Origin of the sequence: Aeromonas sp. A35_P (assembly GCF_002259925.1) — a bacterium.
Lineage (GTDB): Bacteria > Pseudomonadota > Gammaproteobacteria > Enterobacterales > Aeromonadaceae > Aeromonas > Aeromonas dhakensis.
Map to the genome: position 1 here is coordinate 14,487 of NZ_NEVB01000166.1, position 23,141 is coordinate 37,627.

Consider the following 23,141-nt stretch of genomic DNA (forward strand, 5'->3'; position numbering starts at 1 on the left):
TGATATGAGTCGTTTTCAGGCCATTGCACTGGATATGGATGGCACTCTGCTGACCCGGGATCACAAGATCTCGTCCGCCACCCGGGCCGCACTGGCCCAGGCCCGCGCCCACGGCATCAAGGTGCTGCTGGTGACCGGGCGCCACTTCATGACAGCCCGCCCCTTCCATCACGAGCTGGCCCTCGACACCCCCATCATTTGCAGCAACGGCGCCTACCTCTATGATCCGGTGCAGGAGAGGATCCTGAGCGGGGATCCGCTGGCGGTATCCCCCCTAGGCCGGCTGCTGGCCGAGGTGCAGGCGCACCAGATGGGAGCCCTGTTCCACCTCGACGAGGGGATCGGCTACCTCGGCTGCGAGGAGCATGTGACCCGGATGCGCCACTGGTCGGCGGCCCAGCCGGATCATCTCAAGATCTCCCTGCTGCCGGCGGAGGATCTGGCGAGCTGGCTCAGCCGGCCGGTCTGGAAGCTGGAGCTGTTCAACCAGGATCCCGCCCTGCTCCATCACTTCATGGCAGAGGTGGTCGAGCAGCTGCCCTTCACCTGCGACTGGGCGGCGCCCTATGCGGTGGAGCTGGTGCAGCCCGGCTGCAGCAAGGGCAACCGGCTGGCCCAGTGGGCCGCGAGCGAAGGGATCGCGATGGAGAACGTGGTGGCGTTTGGCGACAACAACAACGACATCAGCATGTTCGAACAGGTGGGGCTGGCGGTGGCCATGGGCAACGCGGCGTCACAGATCCAGGCGCTGGCGGATCGGGTGACCGCCGATCACAACGAGGACGGCATCGCGCTGGCGCTGCAGCGCTGGGTTCTGCCCGCCTAGGGGGCAGAAACAGAGAGTGGCAGAAACAGAAAGGGGCCCTGTCGGCCCCTTTTGGTTTGTCAGTTCCCGAAGGTGAACTGGATCACCCGATCCGGGAAGCGGATCCGGTTGTAGTCGCGGCGCAGCCCCTCGTAGTGGCGGATGGCGCGCTCGCGCTGGGCGCGGTAGTAGTCGCGCTGCTTGCTGTCGTTCTCGTTGCGGATCTGGCGCTCCAGCGTCTCGATGTCGCGCTCGGTCCGCTCCATCTCGCTCTTGAGATCGCTCAGCTGCTTCTCCACCAGGTACTCCTTGCGGCCGCGATCGTACTGGGTCAGGAAGCTGGCATCGTTGGGGCAGACCCCCAGGTACTCGGCGCCGGACTTGCCCTTGCTGTAGGCGAGCTCGGGAATGCAGTAGAGCTCCAGCCCCTTGGCATAGCCCCGTTTCCACTCCGCCTCATCTACCTTGAGACCGTATTCACCGCAGGTCGAGACGTAGTCGCGGGTGGCGGCCCGGGTCTTGCCCTGCTCGCCATCCTGATAACCCAAGTTGTACCAGCTCATGGTGCGGCACTCTTCTTCCGACAGCGAGCTGCAACCGGCGAGCAGGAAGGGCAGGGTCAGCAACAGGATCTTGGGGGACATGGACGACGGGCTCCGAGAGAGATGATGGGGGGCATTCTAGAGAGGATGCCGGGGCAGGACAAGGGATGAAAAGCGGCGTCGGCCGGCGCCGTTTTTTGAGCGGTTTGTCACTATTTGCGCAGGCTGGCGACGTGGCGGCCCGCGCCCTTTCCTTGTCGCCGGTCACGGGGTAAACTGCGCCATCTTTTAACTGGCGCGTAACAAAAACAATGAAAGTCCTGACCGTCGATTACCGCTCGCCCGACGCGGCGCAGCGCTTCACCGAATCCCTGCGGACCACCGGCTTCGGGGTGCTGACCAATCACCCCATCCCGAAAGAGCTGGTGCAGTCCATCTATGACAACTGGTATCGCTTCTTCATGAGCGAGCAGAAGCAGGATTTCCTGTTCAATCGCGAGACCCAGGACGGTTACTTCCCGCCGTCGGTGTCCGAAGTGGCCAAGGGCCACAGCCAGAAGGACATCAAGGAGTACTTCCACATCTATCCCTGGGGCCAGATGCCTGCCGAGCTGAAAGAGCAGGCAATGGAGTACTACCGCCTCGCCAACGACCTGGCGGCCGAGCTGCTGGGCTGGGTCGAGCAGTACACCCCGAGCGACATCGCCGCCCACTACAGCTGCCCGCTCTCCTCCATGATTGAAGAGAGCCAGAAAACCCTGCTGCGGGTGCTGCACTACCCGCCGTTCGACGGCACCGAGGAGCCGGGCGCCATCCGCGCCGCCGCCCACGAAGACATCAACTTGCTGACCATACTGCCCGCCGCCAACGAACCTGGCCTGCAGGTGAAGGGCTCCGACGGCGAGTGGATGGACGTGCCGTGCGATTTCGGCACCCTCATCATCAACATCGGCGACATGCTGCAGGAGGCCTCCCGCGGCTACTACCCCTCCACCACCCACCGCGTCATCAATCCGACCGGCGGCAGCGCCGCCAAGTCCCGCATCTCCCTGCCGCTGTTCCTCCATCCGCGGCCGGACGTGGTGCTCTCAGAGCGTCACACCGCCCACAGCTACCTGATGGAGCGGCTGCGGGAGCTGGGGGTGATCTAGTCCCCGCGCCAGGCTCACCATCCTGTAAAACCGGAGCAAAATTGCTCCGGTTTTTATTTGTTGGCAGGATTGCGCGTTAAATAGAATTTAATTAGGTAATGATGCCAATAACTCGCGTTTTATCCAGATAAGCGGCGTTGTGATTGCGCAGCCCCACCCGTACTCTGAGTGTCATTTTTGGGCCCCTTGTGGCGGGCCTCACGGTTGGAGTTCTTATGAAGCAGTCCCAATGGTCATCCCGGCTCGGTTATATCCTGGCCGCCGCCGGTTCCGCAGTCGGTCTCGGCGCTATCTGGAAGTTCCCCTATGTCACGGCCGCCAACGGCGGCGGCGCCTTCCTGCTGGTCTTCCTGTTGTTCAGTTTCACCCTGGGGGTGGCGGTGCTGATGGGGGAGACGCTGATCGGCAGCCTGAGCCGGCGCGGGGTGGTGGGGGCTTTCGGTGAGCTGATGGGCAAGCGCTGGCGCTGGGTCGGCGCCATGGGGCTGCTCAGCAGCCTGCTCATCTTCAGCTTCTACAGCGTGGTGGGCGGCTGGACCCTGGGTTACACCGGCATGGCGTTGGCGGGTAGCCTGCAGCATGGTGACGGCGCGGCCCTGACCGCTCGCTTCAACGACTATGTCGGCGATCCCTTCTGGCCGGTACTGACCCATCTGCTGTTTGCCGGGATCACCTGGTGGTTCGTGCAGGGGGGCGTGCAGAGAGGGGTGGAGCGCACCCTGCGCTGGATGATGCCGGCCCTGCTGGTGATGATGCTGCTGCTGGTGGCGACCGGCCTCTCCATGCCGGGCGCCATGGCCGGGGTGCGCCAGTTCTTGCTGCCGGACTTCAGCCAGCTCTCCGGGCAGGGGGTACTGGATGCGCTCGGGCTCGCCTTCTTCTCTCTCTCCATTGGCCTGGGGGTACACACCACCTACGGCGCCTACCTGCCAAACAGTGACGGCGTGCTGCGCTCCGGCGTCTGGGTGGTCACCCTGGCAAGCCTCATCTCGGTGCTGGCGGGGTTGATGATCTTCCCGGTGCTCGCCTCCACCGGCATCGATCCGACCGCCGGTCCCGGCCTCACCTTCATGACCATGCCGGCAGTGTTCAACCACCTGCCGTTCGGCCAGGTGCTGGCGGTGGTCTTCTTCCTGCTGCTGCTGGTGGCGGCGCTCTCCTCCTCCATCTCCATGCTGGAGCACCTGGTGCGCTTCACCACCGAGGAGTGGGGCTGGTCGCGCCGTGGCGCCTGCCGGGTGCTGACCCTGCTGATCATGGCCTCCGGCATTCCGGTGAGCCTGTCGTTCGGCCCCTGGGCCGAGTACACCCTGTTCGGCAAAACCATCTTCGATCTGCTGGACTACCTCACCTCCAACCTGATGATGCCGCTGTTCGGCCTGGTGCTGACTTTGCTGCTGGGCTGGCGGCTGGGTAAATCCATGGTGCCGGCGGATCTCTCGCCCGCGCTGCGCATGGCTCTGCTCTGGTGCTGGCGGCTGGTGGCCCCGCTGCTGATCGGCGGGATCCTGGTGCGGGGATTGCTGTAAGAGCGGCCCGGCGCCGGCCGGGCCTGAGAACCTAGTTGGGGGGCGTGGTGGGCAGGCGGGTATTGAGGTGGGAGCGGATCTGCAGCAGCGTCTTGCGGTACTCCTCGGCATGATGCTCCATGAAGGAGGCGCTGTGGTTGAGGAGCCGCTCCAGCCGGTCTACCAGCAGTGCCACCCTGGGTGCCGCCATGCCGGCCGGCCAGCACAGTTGCAGCAGCTCCAGCAGCTGCCAGGCATCGCCCGGCAGGGCCGGGAACTCCTCCTGCAGGGTCAGTGCATACTGCACGGCCAGCTGGTGCTGACCGGCCGCAGCGGCCCGTTGCCGCTCCTGGCGCAGATAAGTCAGTCGCAGCTCGCGCCGCTCCAGTTGTTTCGTCAAGTCGATGACGACCTGCTTGAACAACTGTTGCAGCAGCGGGGCCGGGGCGACCCTGGCCTGATACTGGCCGAGCTGGGTCAGGTAGCGTTTGGCATGGTGGGGCAGGCCGCAGAACTGGCTGACGGCGAAGCCGAGCAGCTGGTTGAGGTGGTTGTCCCGCGCGCTTTCCGGCGGGTGCTTGGCAAGCAGCAGCAGGGCCTCGTCGAAGCGGTAGTCCAGGCTCAGCATCAGCGCCTTGAGCAGGGCATCCTCATGAGCCCGCAGGGTGACGGCCTGGTTGAGGTAGCGATACTCCTGCTGCAGCGAGCTGATCCTGGCGGCGCTCGGGTAGTGCCAGAGCACCGCCAGGCTGGCATTGAGGATGAAGTTCTCGATGGATACCCGCAGCTTGTGATCGGCAAAGAAGCGCAGGCTGAGGGCGTTGGCCTGCTCCAGCGCCTTGCCCTCATCCTTGATCAGCAGTGCCAGCAGAATGGCCGCCTGGCGCCACTCCGGTTGCCAGGCGTTTTTTTGCAGCAGATGGCCGATCACGTCCCAGGCCGCCTCCCACTGCCCCTCGTGCAACAAACAGGCCAGCGCCAGCTCCAGCTGCAGGGCGGGCGGCAGCCGCTCCCGGTTGCGGGCCAGATCCTTGCGCGCGCTCTCCAGCCTGCCGAGTCCCAGCAGGGCATAGATCAATCCCTTGCGCGGCCACCAGGCGTCATATTCCGTGGTACAGACTGCGTAGTGCTGGGAGGCATGGAAGTGATCCTGCCATTGCAGCAGCATGTAGCCTTTGCTCCGGTCCAGCTGTTGTCCCAGCTCCCGATACTTCTGCTGCTCATAGAGCAGGTCCTCGCACAGGGCACAGCTCAGTTGCCACTCCCTGAGCCGCATGGGGGCGGGCAGGGCCCGGGTCAGCCCGGTCAACTGCACCAGCTCGCGCAGGCGGGTGGTCAGCTGCTCCTGGGTGAAGGGGATGGTCAGTTGCAGGGAAAAGTAGAGATCCGAGGGGGGATAGTGGGGTGGTTCAGGGTCTGCATTGAGCAGCAACAGCACGCAGCCCGGCTCCAGTAGCCCCAGGTAGTGAGCCTCCTGCAGCATGCGTACTCCCTCCAGGTCCTGGTGATGGCTCTGGTGGCAGATGATGGCGTCGAACGGCTGCTGGCGCAGCTGGGTGGGCAGGCTCGCGACCTCCTTGCAGTGGGTCAGCTGGGTTGACGCTATGCCTTGCTGGCTCAGCCCCTGGGAGAGCGCCGTGCTGAGCATGGTGTCGTCTTCGATCAGGAGGATCTGCATCCTTGGCGCTCCTTTGCTGGCTCAGGATCGGAACAAGTATGGCATGTGCTGGAGTCAAAAAGAGCTATTACTCTGTTACAGAGGCGCCGTGCCGGTCAACCCCTCGCCCGAGCTCACCTGCGGTGGGGGATGGCACCGGATTGACAAGAAACACCACCACGCCGCCATAGGCAGCCGAGTCGGCCAGCCGGTTTTCCCACGTTTGATCCCACTCGCCTCCCTGCACCAGCCCCACCTTGAAGGGGAGGGTCAGCCGCGTCAGCGTTTGCAGGTAGCGCGCATAGCCCGGCTCGGTGCGACGGCCACGGTAGGTCTGTACCACCAACTCGTCGACCGTGCCGGCGAGGGCGTTGAGGGTGGCGACGTCGCCGGTGCGGGTCCAGTCCAGCAGGCCGGTGATGCTGATGGCGCAGCCGGCGGGCAGCTGGCTGCGCAGCTGGCGCAGGAAGTCGCCATAGTCCGCCAGCCGGTGGGTGCGGGCATCGAAGTCTATCTGGATGCCGCGCACCCCATTGCCCTTGCGCTGCCAGGCCGCCAGCTGGTTGGTCAGGCTCTTGATAAGGGCCTCATCCCAGTCGAGCCGCTCTACCCGATAGGCGAGCCAGAGCTCCTTTACCGGCAGCTTGCTCGGCGCTATGCCCTGCCCCTGAAAACGCACGGGCTGGCGCGCATCGAGGGGGCCTATCTCCCCCTGATGCAGGTAGAGCCGCTGTGCCTGCTGCAGCACCGGCTGGGGCCTGACCCCGGCCCACAGCCAGAACTGGCGGTAGTGGCTCGCCTCGACGGCGGCGCTGGCCTTGGCGCTCAATAGCGCCAGCATCACCAGTAATATTTGAGCTGTTTGGCCCACTGGCTCGTTCCGTACTGGCGTTTGAGGGTGTTGAACCAGCCCTTGCGCTGGCTGAGGGGGATCTCCTGGCTGCCGCAGCTGTTGTTGCCGCTCGGGGCGTAACAGTTGATGGCGCGGTAGAGGGCGTAGGCCTTCTCCTCCTTGGCGGCCTTGGGGTTGGCGATCACCTGTTGATACCAGTCGAGCCGGCTGCGCTGCTGGCCGGCAAACAGCTCCCGGCTGCCCGCCAGGGTGTCGGCCCCCGGCCGCTGCAGGAGCGGATCCCAGTCCAGCCCCTGGCTCAGGAAAAACTCGCCGAGGCAGTTGAGCGCCTTGGGGGATTTGGGGCTGTTCGCCAGGGTGGTGACCACCGCGGTGAGCGCCGGGCATTGATACTCCTGGCTCCCTTGCCAGTCGAACGGGGCGGCCAGCGGGGCCGGTGCCACGTACTCCAGCAGCGGAATGCGGTAGTGATCGCTCTGGATGGGGCTCTCCTTGGCGAACACCTGCTCCAGCCGGCCGGCCCGCTCCAGGGTCATGGCCAGCGCCAGTTGCAGCAGCTGATCCTGCAAGGGGGTGGGCTGGCTGGCGAGCAGGGCGCGCCACTGCTGCTCCGCCTCGGGTAGCGCCTGACTGGCCGCCAGCGCCATGCCCTTGAGCACCTGCTGGCTGAATGCCAGGTTGTTGAGCGGCCCCTTGCCGAGGGCGGGAGCGGCGGCGATGACGGCGGCATAATCCTTGGCAAGATAATAACGCTCGGCCTGCTGCAGATAGGCGAGCCAGGCCGGGTTGCCGGCAAACTGGGCGCTCTGCTGGGCCAGCTCGCCGCTTTGCAGCGGTTGCCACTCGTCCCAGCTCTCGTGCAGCCGCAGCCGGCGCAGATCCTGCACCAGGGTCAGCTGCGGCATGGCGGCTGAGCCGGTGAAACCGGGCTGCATCAACAGCTTGAGGTCTATTTCGTTGAGCAGCTCCGGGTTGCCCGGCTGGCGGCTCGCCTGCTGGAACAGGCCGGCCAGCGCCGCTTCGTCCCCCTTGAACCAGGCGAGCCGGCGCAGCAGCCCGTTGGCGGAGTCGAGATAGCGCCCCTCTGGGTAGCGGCTGCGATAGTCGGCGATGAACTGCTCGGCGCGCTGCACGGCAGCCTGGTCAATCTGGTTGCGATCCAGGGTGCCCCAGTCATCGAAGGCGCTTTGTTGGGACTGGTTGAGGGCGACCCGGATCCGCATGTAGTCCGCCGTCTCTTTCAGCCAGGGCTGGTCCTGCCCGGCGAGGGCGGCAAATTGCTCATCGGCCTGCGCGAACTCCCCCTGATAGAAGCGCCGGCTGGCGGCCAGGTAGTCGGCAAAGCCCTGGCCGGCGGCCGACAGCGGCACGGCCTTGGCTTCTGGCGCCGTTTCGGTCTGCTGGGCGCACTGGCCCAGCATGGCCAGCCGCTGGCGGGCCAGCTGGCTGCGCTCGTCGGCGCCAAGGGCCGGGGTGTCGACCAGCGCCTGCAGGAAGGCTTCGGCAGAAACGGGGTTGTTGCTGATGCAGCGCCCCTCGCTCCAGCCGGCGGCCCGCTCCAGGGCGGCCTGGGTGGTGCTCTGCTCGATGCCAAGACCGGCGGCGAGCGCCAGCAGGGGATCCGGCCCGGCGGGGGCCGGCTCGGCCTGGGGCGGGTTGAGCAGGGCCGGGTTGAGCAGATCCTCGATGGCGAAGGGCAACGGCAGCGGCGCCTTGGGCAGCGAGAAGGCCTGCTCATCGGCCAGCAGCAGCGCCAGGTTGGTGCGGGTGTCGTTGTCGGGGGAGAGGAACGGCAGCCCGTTCAGGTGGCACTGGGCGGCGGTCAGTTGCAGGGTGAGCGGCGTCTCGCAGCCATCCGGGCCGCAGGCCAGGACGGGCAGGCTGCACAGGGCCAGCCACAGGGGGGTCAGTTTCATGGGCGCTTCCAGCAGGAGTCGGGATGCTGGCACGCTACAAGATGCCTTCGCCCCTTTCAACTGACCATAGGGGCAGGTCGGCCGGCGGCGGGCCTACTGCAGACCGGGCCCCTTGGCCGAAAAGGGGCAGTCGCGCTGCTGGATCCGTTGTTCCCCCGAGCCCGCAACCCCCTGCCAGTGCAGGGCGAGCTGGCCGAGGCGACCCAGGTGGCGCAGCTCGAATTCGTAGCGCAGACAGGGCTCGGTGAGGGGCAGGCTGGCCATGCCGGCCGGCAGTTGGTAGTCGTAGCGCAGCAGGGGGCCGTCTGTCAGCGTGCTGCGGCTGGGCAGCAGCCCTTGTGCCGTGGGGACGGGGGCGGCCAGCCGGCGGCGCAGGCTCAAGGGGGCGTCGATGGCCTTCTGATAATGAAGGCCGTTCATGGCCGCCAGCTCCTCTTCCAGCCGCTGCAACTCCCCCTCCAGCCCGCTCAGCGCCGCCCCCAGCTGTTGATGGGCGGGGGAGGCGCAGCCCCCCAGCAGCAGGGTGAGGAGCAAAAGCGGGGCGCGGGTCGGGTGCATGGGCTCTCCTTTGAGCGCACGGATGGGCCGGGGCTGACTATAGCAGGGTATTGGTGGGCGGCGCGGCGCGCAGCAGACCGGCGAGCCGCTCCAGCCCCTCGGCGACGCGGGCGTCGGTGGCCGGCTGGCTCAGGCTCAGCCGCACCCCCTGTGGCGCGGCAAACTGGCCGGCGGCGAAGTGTTCCCCGCTCGCCACGCCGACGTCAAGGGCGTTGGCGGCCTCGGCAAACTCCTGGCTGCGCCAGGGCTCGGGCAGCGGCAGCCAGGCGTGCATGGAGCCCGCCTGCCAGCAGGCCCCCGGCAGCAGGTGGCGCAGCAGCTCGCCGCGACGTGCCAGGATCTGCCGCTGCTGCTCGACCAAGGGCATGATCTGGCGCTGGCTCACCAGCTTGCAGGCCAGCTCGATGAGCAGCGGGCTCACCATCCAGCTCGACAGTCTCATCGCCTGGGCGAAGGCGCCGCGCAAGTGGGGCGGGGTCAGCACGAAGCCGACCCGCAGGCCGCCGCAGGCGATCTTGGCCAGGCTGCCCAGATAGATGACTCGCTCCGGCGCCAGGTTGACCAGCGGCGTCACCGGTTGCTGGGGCAGCAGGCCGTTGACGTCGTCCTCGATGATCAGCAGATCGTGACGGCGGGCGATGGCGACGATGGCCTCGCGCCGCGCCAGGCTCATGGTGGCGGTGGTGGGATTTTGCAGGGTGGGGGTGAGGTAGAGCAGCTTGGCGCGGCGGGTGCGGCAGGCCGCCTCCAGCGCGTCGGGCAGCAGCCCCTCCTCGTCCATCGCCAGCCCCACCACCTGATTCTTCAGCTGACGGGCGTTGCCCAGCATACCGGGGTAGCTGAGCCCTTCGCACAGCAGGGTCTCCCCCACGCAGCCGGTGGCCAGCAGGGAGAGCATGATGCCGTGCTGGGCGCCGTGGCTGAACAGCAGATACTCCTCGCGGCCCTCCACCCCCTGCTCGGCCAGCCAGTCGATAAAGAGCTGGCGCTGGCCGGGCTGGCCCGCCTCCTTGTCATAACCGAGCAGGGCGTTGAGATCCCCGTCCGCCACTTCCGCCAGCATGGGGCGGATGATGGCGGCCCGATCCAGCTGCACCGGCAGGTTCTGCCACAACTCGATGCGGTGCCCCTCCTCCTTGCGGATCACCCAGGCGTTGGCCGGATCCTCATTCTCCCCCTTGACCCAGGTGCCATGGCCGACCCGGGCGGCCAGCAGCCCGCGCCGCTCCGCCTCGCCATAGGCGCGGGTGACGGTGCCGACGGTGACCCCCAGCCTGTCCGCCAGCGCCCTGTGGGTGGGGAGCCGGGTCTGGGGCGGCAGGGAGCCGTCCTGAATGGCCTGCTCGATGGCCTTCACCAGCTTGAGGTAGAGGGGGCCGGCGAAGGGGGTGAGGTCCGGGGTCCAGATTGTCATGGTGACAATAAATCCATTGATCGAAATGTATCGGCAATATAGCGTGATTTTGAACCCGATAACAATCAAAAACAGCACATTGTATCGATACAATGTGCGCAGTTCAGGAGTACAAAGATGACGATCGAATGGTATGCCACCCTGTTTGGCTTTGCGGTGCTCACCTGTGGCACGCCGGGCCCCAACAACCTCATTCTGACCGCCTCCGGCGCCAACTTCGGGGTGCGCCGCACCCTGCCCCATCTGATCGGGGTGGCGGTGGGCCAGCCGGTGCTGCAGATGGTGCTGGCGCTGGGGCTCTACCCCCTGTTCGAGCGCTGGCCGCTGCTGCGTCTCGGCTTGCAGATCTTCGGCAGCCTTTATCTGCTGTGGCTGGCATGGCGCATCGCGGTGGCCGGCGCTCCCGGTGACCCGGCCCGGCGCGCCCGTCCGTTGACCCTGCTGGAGGGGCTGGGCTTTCAGTTCCTCAACCCCAAGGCCTGGATGATGGGGATCTCCGCCATCAGTCTGTTCAGCCTGCCCGGTGCCAGCTACTGGCCGAGCCAGTTCGCGGTGATGGCCATGTTCGTGCTGGTGGCGCTGCCGGTCTGCTTAGTCTGGGTGCTGTTCGGCCATCAGCTCAGCAACTGGATCAGCACGGATCGGGGCTGGCGCCGGCTCAACGGCAGCCTGGGGGCGCTGACCGCCCTCTGCGTGGTGATGCTCTGGTACTGAGCGCCGTCAGAGGCCGCATAAAGATGCGAAGAAAGTGCATTTGCGACCTTGTCTGACGGGCACCGGCTCTGCATATTAGAAGGCTTGTCGCCGAGTCGGCGCCCTGCATCATCAAGAGGTTGAGATGGATCTGAACTGGTTGCTTCCCCTGGCGGGCTTTGCCCTCATCACCTGCGGCACGCCGGGCCCCAACAACATGCTGCTCACCAGCGCCGGTGCGGCCCAGGGCTTTCGCCGCAGCGTGCCCCTGCTGGTGGGGGTGGTGGGGGGAATAAACCTGATGATCCTGGCCACGGCGCTGGGGCTGGGGGTGATGTTCGAACAGGTGCCGCTGCTGCACGACGGGCTCAAGCTCATCGGCTCGGCCTACCTGCTCTGGCTGGCCTGGAAGGTGGCGACCGCCAGCGACCCGGCCGAGGGCAATCGGCCGCTGATCCCGGCCCATCAGGGGGCCATGCTGCAGCTGCTCAACCCCAAGGCGTGGATGATGGCGCTCTCCGCCATCAGCGGCTTCACCCTGGCGGGGGAGGCCTACTGGCCCTCCGCCATCTGGGTGCTCGCCATCTTCTTTATTACCGGCCTCTATACCGGGGCCTTCTGGGTGCTGTTCGGTGCTCAGGTGCGCCGCCTCATTCGCACCGCCAGAGGCTGGCGTCGTTTCAATCTCGGCATGGGGATCGCCACGGCGGCCTGCGTGCTGATGATCTGGATTTAGTCCGGGCTTGCGTCCGGGCCTTTACCGGCTGTCTTGTTGGCCCTGCGGGGCCTTTTTTATTCACGGGGCGGTGCGATGACGCGCGCCGTCCTCTGTTCGGTTTGCACGATTGATTCACACGATCGGTTTGCATGATGGTTTTACACGATCGGTTCACAGAAGGAGGTCCCATGAAATGTATCGGTCTGCTGGGTGGCATGAGCTGGGAGTCCACCGTCAGCTACTATCAGGCGCTCAACCGGGGCGTGCGCGAGCGGCTCGGCGGCCTGCACTCGGCGCGGGTGCTGCTGAGCAGCGTCGACTTCGCCGAGATAGAGCGGTTGCAACATATCGGTGACTGGCCCGCCACCGCCCGCCTGCTGGCGGCCGAGGCGCGGGCCATCCAGGCCGGCGGCGCCGATTTTCTGCTGATCGGCACCAACACCATGCACAAGGTGGCGCCGGAGATCGAGGCCGCCATCGACATCCCGCTGCTCCATATCGCCGATGCCACCGCACGTCAGCTGCAAGCGGACGGGATCCAGAGGGTCGGCCTGCTCGGCACCCGCTTCACCATGGAGCAGGAGTTCTACAAGGGGCGCCTGCAGGAGAAGTTCGGGCTGGAGGTGCTGGTGCCCGGCGAGGCGCAGCGGGAGCGGGTGCATCGCATCATCTATGACGAGCTGTGCCTTGGCGATATTCGCGACGCATCGCGGGCCGAGTATCTGGCCATCATCGCCGCGCTGGCCGACGCGGGCGCCCAGGCGGTGATCCTCGGCTGCACCGAGATAGCCCTGCTGGTGGGGGACGCCGAGGCCGCGGTGCCGCTCTACGATACCACCGCGATCCACGCCGAGGCGGCGGTAACCCTGGCGCTGGCTTGATGACCATGGCTCTGCTGGCAAGCGGATGAGGCAGATAGTGGGTTGGAATATGCCGGCGCTACGGTACCGCTCTACGATACCACTGCTATCCACGCCGAGGCGGCGGTAAGCCTGGCGCTGGTTTGACGACCATGGTTCTGTTGGCAAGCGGATAAGCCAGAAGCTGTCCGGCCGCCGGCTCGGCAGGGCTTGACCTTGCCGCAGGGTTGCTGCTTAGGCTGAAGGTCCGCTTTGGCCAACGAGGAGTGACTCATGCAGCGTCGCGATTTTCTCAAGCTCTCCACTGCCGTCGGTGTCGCCGGTGCCCTGCCCTGGTGGGGCCGGGCGGTTGCCGCCGAGCGGCCAGCCCTGCCGATTCCTGCGCTGCTGGAGGCGGATGCCAGCGGTGTGTTCCAGCTCAGGGCCCAGCCGGGCCAGATGCAGTGGCGACGCCAGCCGACCCGCAGCTGGGGCTACAACGGCAACCTGCTTGGCCCCACTTTGCGTGCCCGCCAGGGGCAGGCGGTGCGAGTCCGGGTCGCCAACCAGCTGGCGGAGACCACCACGATACATTGGCACGGGCTGGAGGTGCCGGGCACCGCCGATGGTGGCCCGCAGGCCAGCATCCCCTCCGGTAAAGAGTGGCAGGCGGCGTTTCGCATCGAGCAGCCGGCGGCCACCTGCTGGTATCACCCCCATACCCACGGACAGACCGGCCATCAGGTGGCCATGGGGCTGGCCGGGCTCTTCATTCTCGACGACGAGGAGAGCCTGCGGCTGCCGCTGCCCCAGCGCTGGGGGGTGGACGACATCCCGCTGGTGCTGCAGGACAAGCGGCTCGATGGGCGGGATCAGGTGGATTATCAGCTGGACGTGATGAGCGCGGCGATCGGCTGGTTCGGCGATCTGATGCTGACCAACGGCGCCGTCTATCCGACCCACGACGCCCCCCGCGGCTGGCTGCGGTTGCGGCTGCTCAACGGCTGCAATGCCCGCTCCCTCACGCTGGCGACCAGTGACGGCCGCCCCTTGTATGTGATCGGCAGCGATGGCGGCCTGCTGGCGGAGCCGGTGGCGCTGAGCGAGCTGGCGCTGCTGCCGGGGGAGCGCTTCGAGGTCATGGTGGATGCCCGCAACGGCCAGGCGTTCGACCTGCTCACCCTGCCGGTACGTCAGATGGGGATGACCCTCGCGCCGTTCGATGGGGCCCTGCCACTGCTGCGGATCCGGCCCTCTCTCATCGAGGGCAAGGGGCGCCTGCCGGACAGCCTGGCCCGGCTGCCTGCGCTGCCCGCCACTCAAGAGTTGCCGAGCCGCACCCTGACCCTGTCGATGGATCCCGAGCTGGACCGGCAGGGGATGCAGGCGCTGATGAGCCGCTACGGCCACGGCGCCATGGCGGGCATGAGCATGGATCACGGCGATACGGGCACCATGGTAGGCATGAAGATGGACGGGCAGGGCGATGCCATGGCCGGGATGAAGATGGACGGACAAGGCGACGGGATGGCCGGGATGTCGATGGCAGGGATGGATCACGGCGACATGGCCGGGATGCAGGAGGACAAAGGCAGTGCCAAGCCACTGGATCTGCACGGCGGCAACCGTATCAACGGCCGGGCCTTTGCCATGAACGACCCGCAGTTTGCGGTCAAGCGCGGCCGCAGCGAGCGCTGGATCATCTCGGGGGAGGGGGACATGATGCTGCACCCCTTCCATATTCACGGCACCCGCTTCCGGATCCTGAGCGAGAACGGTCAGCCGGTGGCCCCTCATCGCGCCGGCTGGAAAGACATGGTCAAGGTGGAGGGGGGGCGTAGCGAGGTGCTGGTGCGCTTCGATCACACGGCGCCGAAGGAGCGGGCCTACATGGCTCACTGTCATCTGCTGGAGCACGAAGACACCGGCATGATGCTCTCGTTCACGGTGGAAGAGTAAAGAAAATGGCCCGTTCGGGGCCATCTTTTTTACTGGTCAGATCTCACTATCTGGCTGCGCCACATACCCCTCGGCATAAAAGCGTGTAAAATTGCGCCCTGAATTTTCCGGCCGGCGCACGCCGGCCGCGACTCCTTACACGCAAGGCTGACATTGTGACTGAAGTAGATAGATTCGCGGACATTCGCCCCTACCGCGATGAGGAAGTACCGGCAGCCATCGAACGGCTGATCCGGGATGATGAATTCATCGGTGCCATCGCCAAGTATCGCTTCGGCTCCCTGATGAGCTGGCTGGGCTGGGCCATTCGCCCGCTGATCCGCCAGTTCCTGCGCCACAAGTGGGCCAAGGTCACCACCATCCATCAGGTGCAGATGGGGGTGACCCGCTACATGACCCGGATGATCGCCACCTCCACCCAGGGGGTGACTTTCTCCGGGCTTGAGCATCTTAAAAAAGAGCAGGGCTACCTGTTCGTCTCCAACCACAGGGACATCGCCATGGATCCGGCGTTCGTCAACTGGGGTCTGCACACCCATGGTTTCGATACCGTGCGCATCGCCATCGGCGACAACTTGCTGCGCAAGCCTTGCGCCACCGAGCTGATGAAGCTCAACAAGAGCTTCATCGTCAAGCGCTCCGCCAAGGGGCCGCGGGAGATGATGAAGGCGCTCGGCGAGCTGTCGGCCTACATCGGCCAGTCGGTGCACGAAGGCCACTCCATCTGGATCGCCCAGAAGGAAGGGCGCGCCAAGAACGGCGATGACAAGACCGACCCGGCCATCCTCAAGATGTTCTATGTGGACGGCAAGAAGCAGAAGATCGAGTTCGTCGACTACATGCGCAGCCTCAATATCGTGCCGGTCAGCATTAGCTATGAGCTGGATCCCACCGACAAGGCCAAGGCGCGCGAGCTGTACGAGAAGTCCATCAACGGCAGCTACGAGAAGGGCGAGTTCGAGGACATCGAGAGCATAGTCGCCGGCATCGTCGGCCAGAAGGGGCGGGTACACGTCTCCTTCGGCGCCCCCATCACCGAAGGCTTCAGCGATCCGGACGAACTGGCGGCGCTCATCGACAAGGCGATCTGGGGCAACTACCGCCTCTTCCCGGGCAACTACCTGGCTGCGGATGTGGCGGGCCACGCCAATACCATCGAGCAGGCCGCCTTCCTGAGCCGTCAGTCCGAGGTACCGGAAGAGCACAAGGCTATCTGGCGTGCCATGTACGCCAAACCGGTGGAGAACGCCGCCAAGGCTTGAATGACACCGGTTTTGACCAGGTGATGCGAAAAAAACGGGAGCTGATGCTCCCGTTTTTGCGTCTGGTCAAAGTCGCCGGCAATGGAGTAGTGAATAATATTGTTTCAGCTGGTACGATCACCCGGCGAACGCGCTTGCCCCGCTTGGCAAGCCGAGGATGAGTGTGTAACAGTGCACTCACCACGCCGGAGAGAGCCATGGCTCCATCCCGGTCTGCACGGATAGCAGACGGTGTGACACAAGGACCTTCAACGGGTCCTTTTTCATTTTGCGGTTAAGATGTCGCCTGAATACACCTAAGGAAGCGCCATGATCACCGGCAGTCTGAATACCTTGCAGCGTACGCCGCTGCCCGCCCCGCTCGACCGCATCCTGGTCGAGGTGGTGCAAAGCGTCGACCGGTGGCGGCATGCCCCGCTCGGCAAGCAGGAGGTCGACGGCCTCAAGCTGTTCTGCCTGGTGAGCGAGGAGCTGACCGAGCCGGCGGCGGATCGCCGTGGCGAGTTCCATCAGCAGTACCTGGACATCCAGCTGCTGCTCGCCGGCGAGGAGTGGATCGGGGTCGGCCCGCACACCTACGCGAGCGAAGGGGCGGATCACCCCCATCCCGATCTCTGGTTCGTCGATGACGAACAGACCAGTTATCTGGCGTTGCAGCCCGGCGACTTCGCCATCTTCTGGCCGGGAGAACTGCATCGCCCCCTCTGCACCCCCAACCCGCCGGCCAAGGTGAAGAAGCTGGTGGTTAAGGTGCACCGGGATCTGCTGGCCGGCCTGTAACCGCTGGCGCAGCCTGACTGAGACGAGTGGCCGGAATCATCCGGATTTGCACTTAACATATTGAAAAATTGGGCGCACTTTCCTGCGACCATAAGCCCCCGGCAGGGGAATCCCATCCATGTTGGATGACACGACACTGTCGGCATAAAGCCGAAGCACAGGAAGATGTAGAACATGAGCAAGTTGGTATTGATCCTTAACTGCGGTAGCTCTTCCCTGAAATTTGCCGTAATGGACGCCGAAACAGGTGAGGACATGCTGTCCGGCCTGGCCGAATGCTTCAATCTGGATGATGCACGTATCAAATGGAAACTCCACGGCGTCAAGGGCGAGGCCATGCTGGGCGCGGGTGCCGCGCACCAGGAAGCCCTCGACCACATCGTGGGTCACATCCTGCCGCAGGATCCGACCCTGGCCGAGCAGCTGGTGGCCATCGGCCATCGCATCGTGCACGGCGGCGAGCAGTTCTCCCGTTCCGTTCGCATCGATGACAGCGTGATCGCCGGCATCGAGGCCGCCATTCCGTTCGCTCCCCTGCACAACCCGGCGCACCTCATCGGCATCCGTGCCGCCCTCAAGGTATTCCCGGCGCTGGCAGAGAAGAACGTGGCCGTGTTCGACACCGCCTTCCACCAGACCCTGCCAGAGGAAGCCTACCTCTACGCGCTGCCCTACAAGCTCTACAAAGAGAACGGCATCCGTCGTTACGGCGCCCATGGCACCTCCCACCGCTTCATTGCAGAAGAGACCGCCAAGGCGCTGGGCAAGCCGCTCAATGAGCTCAACATCATCAACTGCCACCTGGGTAACGGCGCCTCCGTCTGCGCCATCCGTGGCGGCGAATCCGTCGACACCTCCATGGGCCTGACCCCGCTGGAAGGGCTGGCGATGGGCACCCGCTCCGGCGACATCGACCCCGCCGTGGTCTTCTTCATGCACGACCAGCTCGGTTACAGCGTGGAGCAGATCAACCACACCCTGACCCGCGAGTCCGGCCTGCTGGGTATGACAGAGGCGAGCAGCGACTGCCGCTACGTCACCTCCAACTACGCTACCGACGCCGGTGCCAAGCGTGCGCTGGACGTGTTCACCTACCGGGTGGCCAAGTATGTCGGTGCCTATGTCGCCGCCATGGACGGTCGTCTGGACGCCCTGGTGTTCACCGGTGGTATCGGTGAGAACGCCGCCATGGTGCGCGAGATGGTGCTGGAGCGTCTGGCCCTGTTCGGCTTCAAGGTCGACAAGGAAGCCAACAACGCCGCCGTGCTGGGCGGCGAGGGCCCCATCACCGCCGAAGGCAGCCGCCTGGCGCTGGTGATGCCCACCAACGAAGAGCTGGTCATCGCCCGCGATGCCCTGAGCCTGGTCGGCTGACGCCCTCGCTCCCAGACAACGCCCGGCCCCTGCCGGGCGTTGTCGTTTGTGGGCCGGTGCCCATTTGACATGGGGTGGCAGATACGTACCCTGACCGCAGTTTCACGCACAGGAGGATGGGATGAAGGAGACGATTTTTCGCTGGCTGGCCGGGCTCGGGCTGGAGGTAACCGGCATGACGGGGCTGGTGATCGCCCTCGGCTTCATCGTGCTCACCTCGCTGGTGCTGCACATGCTGCTGCATCGGGTGCTGCTGGTGCGGCTGGTGGGCGTGCTCGGCAAGACCATGCAGGTGTGGCTGCCGCCCCAGCTGCAGCAGCGGCTGTTCTACCGGCTCGCCTTCGTGCTGCAGGGGGCCGTGTTGCTGGGGCAGGCCGAGATCTGGCTGCCGCGCGACTCCGAAAGCCTGCAACTGATCGAGATGGTGGCCCAGCTCTGGATCCTGCTGTTCCTGCTGCTGGCGCTGTTCGCCCTGCTCGACTGCATGTTGTCGGTGAGCCGCTACACCCGGCTCGGACGGGATCTGCCCCTGCGCGGCATCTTCCAGGGGGTGAAGCTGGTGGGCAGCATCCTGGTGGGCATCCTGATGATCGCCCTGCTGCTCGGCAAGTCGCCGCTGTTCCTGTTCAGCGGCCTGGGTGCCATGACCGCGGTGCTGATGCTGGTGTTCAAGGACCCCATCCTGGGGCTGGTGGCCGGCATCCAGCTCTCCGCCAACCGCATGCTGAGCGTCGGTGACTGGCTGCAGATGGACAAGTACGGCGCGGATGGCGAGGTGACCGACATCGGTCTCACCACGGTCAAGGTGTCGAACTGGGACAAGACCATCACCACCATCCCCACCTATGCCCTCATCTCCGACTCCTTCAAGAACTGGCAGGGGATGACGGAGTCGGGTGGCCGGCGCATCAAGCGCAGCGTCAACATCGACATGACCAGCGTGCGCTTCCTGACGGCGGACGAACAGTTGCAGCTCAAGCAGGCCCAATTGCTGGCGCCCTATCTGAGCCGCAAGGAGCAGGAGCTGAGCGCCTACAACCAGCAGCTGAGCGATGCCATCAGTTGCCCCATCAACGGCCGCCACCTCACCAACCTCGGCACCCTGCGCGCCTATCTGGATGCCTACCTGCGCGCCCACCCCGGCATTCGCAAGGACATGACCCTGATGGTGCGACAGCTGGCACCGACCACGGACGGCCTGCCGCTGGAGATCTACTGCTTCACGGCGACCACCGCCTGGACCGATTACGAAGGGATCCAGGCCGACATTTTCGACCACATTTTTGCCATCATCGAGCAATTTCATCTGCGGTTGCACCAATCTCCCACAGGTTACGATATGCGCGCCTGGCAAAAGGGGTGAGCGACCATCAGACAAGGGCTGGCGGCGGATAAAAAAAGCGATATTAATCGCTGACCCGCCGCCACTTGTCAGTTGAAATTTGCCCGGCAGAGGAGAAAAATGGCGGCCTTCTCTTCGCCCCCCGGAGCGCCAGCCGCTCCCGGGTCAGCCCAGAGTCTTGAACCACGTCATCCATTACAGGAAAGTTATGAAGCTCCTCCACACTACTGCGGCCGCGCTGTGCTGCAGCCTCCTCTTGAGCGCCGCGCCTGCGCTCGCTGTTGAATACGCCCTGCCTGCGGCCAACAGCCGCCTGGTGGGTGAAAATCTGGAATACGTGGTCCCGGCCGAAGAAAACGGCCAGCCGCTGGAGGCCGCCGCCGCCAAATTCCAGCTGGGGCTGACCAACATGCTGGAGGCCAACCCCAAGGCGGATCCCCTGCTGCTGCAGACCGGCGAGAAGCTGATCGTGCCGCACCAGCTGATCCTGCCGGATGCGCCCCGTGAAGGGATCGTGCTGAACGTGGCCGAGATGCGCCTCTACTACTATCCGAAAGGTAAGAAGGTGGTGGAAGTGCTGCCCATCGGCATCGGCCAGCTCGGTACCGACACCCCAGAAAACTGGGTGACCAGCGTGCAGCGCAAGAAGGCGGGCCCGACCTGGACCCCGACCGCCAAGATGCATGCCGAATATGCCGCCCGTGGCGAGACCCTGCCGGCAGTATGGCCGGCCGGCCCGGACAACCCCATGGGGCTGTTCGCGCTCTACATCGGCAAGATGTACGCCATCCACGGCACCAACGCCCAGTTCGGCATCGGCCTGCGGGTGAGCCACGGCTGCGTGCGCCTGCGCAACGACGACATCGAGTACCTGTTCAAGAAGGTGCCGGTCGGTACCCGCGTCCAGTTCGTCAACCAGCCCATCAAGGCCAGTGTCGAGCCGGATGGCCGCCGCTACCTGGAAGTGCATCAGCCGCTCTCCCGCAATCAGGAGGAGTTCAACTCCAGCCTGCCTGCGCCGCTGCCGATGACCCCGGCGGTGACCCGCTTCATCGCCCACGCCGACAGCGACTCCCAGCTGGTCAAGCAGGCGCTGGAGCAGCGCAGTGGCATGCCGATCGCGATCAATCGCTGATTGGCACCTGCCGACATGGCCCCGACTTCTGGTCGGGGCTTTTTTTTTGCCGCCGTGGCGGGGTTGTGCCACTGCTCGTGCCCGGCGGATAAGCAGTTGCTGCGTCAGGATAAAATCTGGCGGAACGGGGCAAAGCTGGTCTGTTGGTTAAAGATGAAACGTTTATATTGTGTTTTCTGTTTGTTAAAAAAGGTTGAGGTCATGGGATCTGCTGATTAAGCTAGGGCGGTTTTTTTAAGGAAGAGTCCGTCGTCAGAACGGGCACACACGTCACATAACGGAGTTTTGAATGACAGCCAGCACCCCCATGCTCATCACCTTTCTGGTGTACATCCTCGGGATGGTTCTGATCGGCTTTATCGCCTATCGCTCCACCCGCAACTTTGACGACTACATCCTCGGCGGCCGCCGGATGGGGAGCTGGGTGACAGCTCTCTCCGCCGGTGCCTCCGACATGAGCGGCTGGCTCCTGATGGGCCTGCCGGGCGCCGTCTTCATCGGCGGCATCTCCGAGAGCTGGATCGCCATCGGCCTGACCCTGGGCGCCTACCTCAACTGGCGCTGGGTCGCCGGCCGGCTGCGGGTGCATACCGAGAAGAACTGCAACGCCCTGACCCTGCCGGACTACTTCACCTACCGCTTCGAAGACAAGAGCCGGGTGCTGCGCATTCTCTCCGCCCTGGTGATCCTGCTGTTCTTCACCATCTACTGCGCCTCCGGCGTGGTGGCCGGTGCCCGCCTGTTCGAGAGCACCTTCGGCATGAGCTATGACACCGCCCTCTGGGTCGGTGCCGCGGCCACCATCACCTACACCTTCTTCGGCGGCTTCCTCGCGGTGAGCTGGACCGACACAGTGCAGGCCACCCTGATGATCTTCGCCCTGATCCTCACCCCGGTGTTCGTCATCATCGCGGTGGGCGGCATCGACACCGCCATGGTGCAGGTGGCGGCGCAGAACGCCGGCAACCTCGACATGTTCAAGAACCTGGACTTTATCGCCATCATCTCGCTGATGGCCTGGGGCCTGGGCTACTTCGGCCAGCCCCACATCCTGGCGCGCTTCATGGCGGCGGACTCCCACCACTCCATGACCAACGCCCGTCGCATCAGCATGACCTGGATGGTGCTGTGCCTGGGAGGCGCCGTGGCCATCGGCTTCTTCGGTCTCTCTTACTTCTCCACCTTCACCGAGCAGGCTGGCGGTGTGACGGCCAGCCCTGAGCGGGTCTTCATCGAGCTCTCCAAGATCCTGTTCAACCCCTGGATCGCCGGCGTGCTGCTCTCCGCCATCCTGGCGGCGGTGATGAGTACCCTTAGTTGCCAGCTGCTGGTCTGCTCCAGCGCCATCACCGAGGATCTCTACAAGCCGTTCCTGCGCAAGAACGCTTCCCAGCAGGAGCTGGTGTGGGTCGGCCGCGCCATGGTGCTGGTGATCGCGCTCATCGCCATCAGCGTTGCCATGAACCCGGAGAACCGGGTGCTGGGGCTGGTGAGCTACGCCTGGGCCGGCTTTGGTGCCGCCTTCGGCCCCGTGGTGCTGCTCTCCGTGCTCTGGTCGCGGATGACCCGCAACGGCGCCCTGGCGGGCATGCTGGTGGGCGCCCTGACCGTTATCGTCTGGAAGCAGTTCGGCTGGCTGGGGCTCTATGAGATCATCCCGGGCTTCCTCTTCTCCGGACTCGCCATCGTGGTGTTCAGCCTGCTGGACAAGGCCCCCTCCAAGGCCATGCTGGAGCGCTTCGACGACGCCGAGCGCGAGTTCCAGACCCCGCCGGATGCGCTGGGTCAGCCGGCAACCGTCAACTGAGTTGGCTATTGCAGATAACAAAAAGCCCCGCGATGCGGGGCTTTTTTATGGCGCTCAGGTAGGCATAGTCTGTGGCGCGGCTGTGTGCAGAGCAGGCCGGTCGGCAAGGGTCTCTGCCTACCCTTGCGCGGCGAGCCAGCGCTGCAGCTGCTGCACAAACAGCGCGGGCTGCCAGTAAAAGTAGCTTGCGTGATGATCCTTGATGGTTGTGGAGCCAAACTTTTATTGGTTGTAATGGATAATGAAACAAGCCCCTGGCTGGAGGACGGTGTCAGGTGATAACTAGATCTGCCCCTTCGGTACAAACTGGATATGAGTACGTTAAGGAAAGTGCGAACAAGTCCTTGATGTGAGATCATGAACCCCACTTGGCATCAGGGATGAGGTTCAGCATGAGTCACCAGCTCACCTTCGCGGACTGCGAGTTCAATGGCAAACGCCGTAAAACCCGTAAAGAGATATTCTTGGCTCGCATGGAGGCTGTGCTCCCATGGCCAAGGATGCTGGGGGTCATCGAACCCGTCTATCCCAAAGCTGGTAACGGGCGTCGTCCCTACCCACTCGATACCATGCTCCGCATTCACTGTATGCAGCAGTGGTACAACCTCAGCGACGGCGCCATGGAGGACGCACTCTACGAAATTGCCTCAATGCGTCTGTTTGCCAAACTCTCCCTGGACCAGGCTATCCCTGACCGCACTACCATCATGAATTTCCGGCATCTGCTGGAGCAGCACCAACTGGCACGCCAACTATTCGAGGCCATCAACCAGTGGCTCTGTGACGCTGGCATCATGATGAAGCAAGGCACGCTGGTCGATGCCACTA

The 23,141-nt window shown here is 64.7% G+C and carries 20 protein-coding genes; 14 read left to right on the forward strand and 6 right to left on the reverse strand.

The features are described 5' to 3' along the window. Positions 1-4: 4 nt before the first annotated feature. The gene (locus CAK78_RS10430) at positions 5-826 is read left to right on the forward strand and encodes a Cof-type HAD-IIB family hydrolase (RefSeq protein WP_094697209.1); all 822 of its coding nucleotides are present in this window, start codon (positions 5-7) and stop codon (positions 824-826) included. A gap of 59 nt (positions 827-885) precedes the next feature. On the opposite strand, the gene CAK78_RS10435 is transcribed toward CAK78_RS10430, so the two are convergent. Then, the gene (locus tag CAK78_RS10435; protein ID WP_005304852.1) at positions 886-1,449 is read right to left on the reverse strand and encodes a DUF2799 domain-containing protein; all 564 of its coding nucleotides are present in this window, start codon (positions 1,447-1,449) and stop codon (positions 886-888) included. A gap of 209 nt (positions 1,450-1,658) precedes the next feature. Here CAK78_RS10435 and CAK78_RS10440 point away from each other — a divergent pair, with 209 nt between their 5' ends. Further along, positions 1,659-2,498, forward strand: coding sequence for an isopenicillin N synthase family dioxygenase (locus CAK78_RS10440; RefSeq protein ID WP_010636209.1), 840 nt, complete (start codon positions 1,659-1,661; stop codon positions 2,496-2,498). A 215-nt stretch (positions 2,499-2,713) separates the two neighbouring features. Next, positions 2,714-4,027: a sodium-dependent transporter gene (locus CAK78_RS10445; RefSeq protein WP_094697210.1), complete on the forward strand. Its 1,314-nt coding sequence runs from the start codon at positions 2,714-2,716 to the stop codon at positions 4,025-4,027. Between the two features lie 31 nt (positions 4,028-4,058). Here CAK78_RS10445 and CAK78_RS10450 read toward each other — a convergent pair whose 3' ends face one another. From CAK78_RS10450 to CAK78_RS10470, 5 genes are all read right to left on the reverse strand, one after another. Continuing rightward, the gene (locus tag CAK78_RS10450) at positions 4,059-5,684 is read right to left on the reverse strand and encodes a hypothetical protein (protein WP_094697211.1); all 1,626 of its coding nucleotides are present in this window, start codon (positions 5,682-5,684) and stop codon (positions 4,059-4,061) included. A 67-nt stretch (positions 5,685-5,751) separates the two neighbouring features. Further along, complete coding sequence (locus CAK78_RS10455; protein WP_094697212.1) at positions 5,752-6,534, reverse strand: DUF3142 domain-containing protein; 783 nt, start codon at positions 6,532-6,534, stop codon at positions 5,752-5,754. Continuing rightward, positions 6,504-8,432, reverse strand: coding sequence for a hypothetical protein (locus tag CAK78_RS10460; protein ID WP_176452748.1), 1,929 nt, complete (start codon positions 8,430-8,432; stop codon positions 6,504-6,506). Before CAK78_RS10460 ends, CAK78_RS10455 begins: the two co-directional genes overlap by 31 nt. A gap of 93 nt (positions 8,433-8,525) precedes the next feature. Beyond that, positions 8,526-8,990 carry a hypothetical protein gene (locus tag CAK78_RS10465; RefSeq protein WP_094697214.1) on the reverse strand — a complete coding sequence of 155 codons (465 nt, stop codon included), beginning with the start codon at positions 8,988-8,990 and terminating at the stop codon, positions 8,526-8,528. Between the two features lie 37 nt (positions 8,991-9,027). After that, the gene (locus tag CAK78_RS10470; protein WP_094697215.1) at positions 9,028-10,404 is read right to left on the reverse strand and encodes an aminotransferase-like domain-containing protein; all 1,377 of its coding nucleotides are present in this window, start codon (positions 10,402-10,404) and stop codon (positions 9,028-9,030) included. Between the two features lie 117 nt (positions 10,405-10,521). Between CAK78_RS10470 and CAK78_RS10475 the strand changes: the two genes are divergently transcribed. The 11 genes from CAK78_RS10475 to CAK78_RS10525 all read left to right on the forward strand — a co-directional run. Continuing rightward, entirely contained in the window at positions 10,522-11,118 is a 597-nt protein-coding gene (locus tag CAK78_RS10475; protein ID WP_094697216.1) for a LysE family translocator, read from the forward strand. Positions 11,119-11,242: 124 nt separating this feature from the next. Continuing rightward, complete coding sequence (locus tag CAK78_RS10480; protein WP_094697217.1) at positions 11,243-11,833, forward strand: LysE family translocator; 591 nt, start codon at positions 11,243-11,245, stop codon at positions 11,831-11,833. Between the two features lie 170 nt (positions 11,834-12,003). Then, entirely contained in the window at positions 12,004-12,696 is a 693-nt protein-coding gene (locus CAK78_RS10485) for an aspartate/glutamate racemase family protein (RefSeq protein ID WP_094697218.1), read from the forward strand. Between the two features lie 252 nt (positions 12,697-12,948). After that, the gene (gene cueO / locus CAK78_RS10490) at positions 12,949-14,613 is read left to right on the forward strand and encodes a multicopper oxidase CueO (protein ID WP_094697219.1); all 1,665 of its coding nucleotides are present in this window, start codon (positions 12,949-12,951) and stop codon (positions 14,611-14,613) included. Positions 14,614-14,768: 155 nt separating this feature from the next. Further along, a complete protein-coding gene (locus tag CAK78_RS10495; protein ID WP_094697220.1) occupies positions 14,769-15,875 on the forward strand; it encodes a 1-acyl-sn-glycerol-3-phosphate acyltransferase in 1,107 nt (368 codons plus the stop codon). 309 nt (positions 15,876-16,184) lie between these two features. Beyond that, positions 16,185-16,655 carry a YhcH/YjgK/YiaL family protein gene (locus CAK78_RS10500; protein ID WP_005304798.1) on the forward strand — a complete coding sequence of 157 codons (471 nt, stop codon included), beginning with the start codon at positions 16,185-16,187 and terminating at the stop codon, positions 16,653-16,655. Positions 16,656-16,829: 174 nt separating this feature from the next. Continuing rightward, on the forward strand, positions 16,830-18,029 hold the full coding sequence (locus CAK78_RS10505; protein WP_094697221.1) for an acetate kinase: 1,200 nt from the start codon (positions 16,830-16,832) through the stop codon (positions 18,027-18,029). Positions 18,030-18,150: 121 nt separating this feature from the next. Further along, positions 18,151-19,392 (forward strand): mechanosensitive ion channel family protein, encoded by a 1,242-nt coding sequence (locus CAK78_RS10510; protein WP_094697222.1) that lies wholly within the window; start codon positions 18,151-18,153, stop codon positions 19,390-19,392. A 187-nt stretch (positions 19,393-19,579) separates the two neighbouring features. Further along, positions 19,580-20,506, forward strand: a complete 927-nt coding sequence (locus CAK78_RS10515; RefSeq protein ID WP_141214169.1) for a L,D-transpeptidase family protein — start codon at positions 19,580-19,582, stop codon at positions 20,504-20,506. A 289-nt stretch (positions 20,507-20,795) separates the two neighbouring features. Continuing rightward, entirely contained in the window at positions 20,796-22,313 is a 1,518-nt protein-coding gene (gene putP / locus CAK78_RS10520; RefSeq protein WP_094697224.1) for a sodium/proline symporter PutP, read from the forward strand. A gap of 392 nt (positions 22,314-22,705) precedes the next feature. Then, on the forward strand, positions 22,706-23,141 hold a 436-nt coding region (locus tag CAK78_RS10525), incomplete at its 3' end, for an IS5 family transposase (protein WP_141214170.1).

What these genes read in the sequence shown, in the direction of transcription:
- putP (WP_094697224.1), top strand. Translation starts at nt 20,796, where the DNA reads ATGACAGCCAGCACCCCCATGCTCATCACCTTTCTGGTGTACATCCTC.
- CAK78_RS10500 (WP_005304798.1), top strand. Translation starts at nt 16,185, where the DNA reads ATGATCACCGGCAGTCTGAATACCTTGCAGCGTACGCCGCTGCCCGCC.
- CAK78_RS10445 (WP_094697210.1), top strand. Translation starts at nt 2,714, where the DNA reads ATGAAGCAGTCCCAATGGTCATCCCGGCTCGGTTATATCCTGGCCGCC.
- CAK78_RS10480 (WP_094697217.1), top strand. Translation starts at nt 11,243, where the DNA reads ATGGATCTGAACTGGTTGCTTCCCCTGGCGGGCTTTGCCCTCATCACC.
- CAK78_RS10450 (WP_094697211.1), bottom strand. Translation starts at nt 5,684, where the DNA reads ATGCAGATCCTCCTGATCGAAGACGACACCATGCTCAGCACGGCGCTC.
- CAK78_RS10440 (WP_010636209.1), top strand. Translation starts at nt 1,659, where the DNA reads ATGAAAGTCCTGACCGTCGATTACCGCTCGCCCGACGCGGCGCAGCGC.
- CAK78_RS10460 (WP_176452748.1), bottom strand. Translation starts at nt 8,432, where the DNA reads ATGAAACTGACCCCCCTGTGGCTGGCCCTGTGCAGCCTGCCCGTCCTG.
- CAK78_RS10515 (WP_141214169.1), top strand. Translation starts at nt 19,580, where the DNA reads ATGAAGCTCCTCCACACTACTGCGGCCGCGCTGTGCTGCAGCCTCCTC.
- CAK78_RS10435 (WP_005304852.1), bottom strand. Translation starts at nt 1,449, where the DNA reads ATGTCCCCCAAGATCCTGTTGCTGACCCTGCCCTTCCTGCTCGCCGGT.
- CAK78_RS10465 (WP_094697214.1), bottom strand. Translation starts at nt 8,990, where the DNA reads ATGCACCCGACCCGCGCCCCGCTTTTGCTCCTCACCCTGCTGCTGGGG.
- CAK78_RS10510 (WP_094697222.1), top strand. Translation starts at nt 18,151, where the DNA reads ATGAAGGAGACGATTTTTCGCTGGCTGGCCGGGCTCGGGCTGGAGGTA.
- CAK78_RS10475 (WP_094697216.1), top strand. Translation starts at nt 10,522, where the DNA reads ATGACGATCGAATGGTATGCCACCCTGTTTGGCTTTGCGGTGCTCACC.
- cueO (WP_094697219.1), top strand. Translation starts at nt 12,949, where the DNA reads ATGCAGCGTCGCGATTTTCTCAAGCTCTCCACTGCCGTCGGTGTCGCC.
- CAK78_RS10485 (WP_094697218.1), top strand. Translation starts at nt 12,004, where the DNA reads ATGAAATGTATCGGTCTGCTGGGTGGCATGAGCTGGGAGTCCACCGTC.
- CAK78_RS10505 (WP_094697221.1), top strand. Translation starts at nt 16,830, where the DNA reads ATGAGCAAGTTGGTATTGATCCTTAACTGCGGTAGCTCTTCCCTGAAA.
- CAK78_RS10430 (WP_094697209.1), top strand. Translation starts at nt 5, where the DNA reads ATGAGTCGTTTTCAGGCCATTGCACTGGATATGGATGGCACTCTGCTG.
- CAK78_RS10470 (WP_094697215.1), bottom strand. Translation starts at nt 10,404, where the DNA reads ATGACAATCTGGACCCCGGACCTCACCCCCTTCGCCGGCCCCCTCTAC.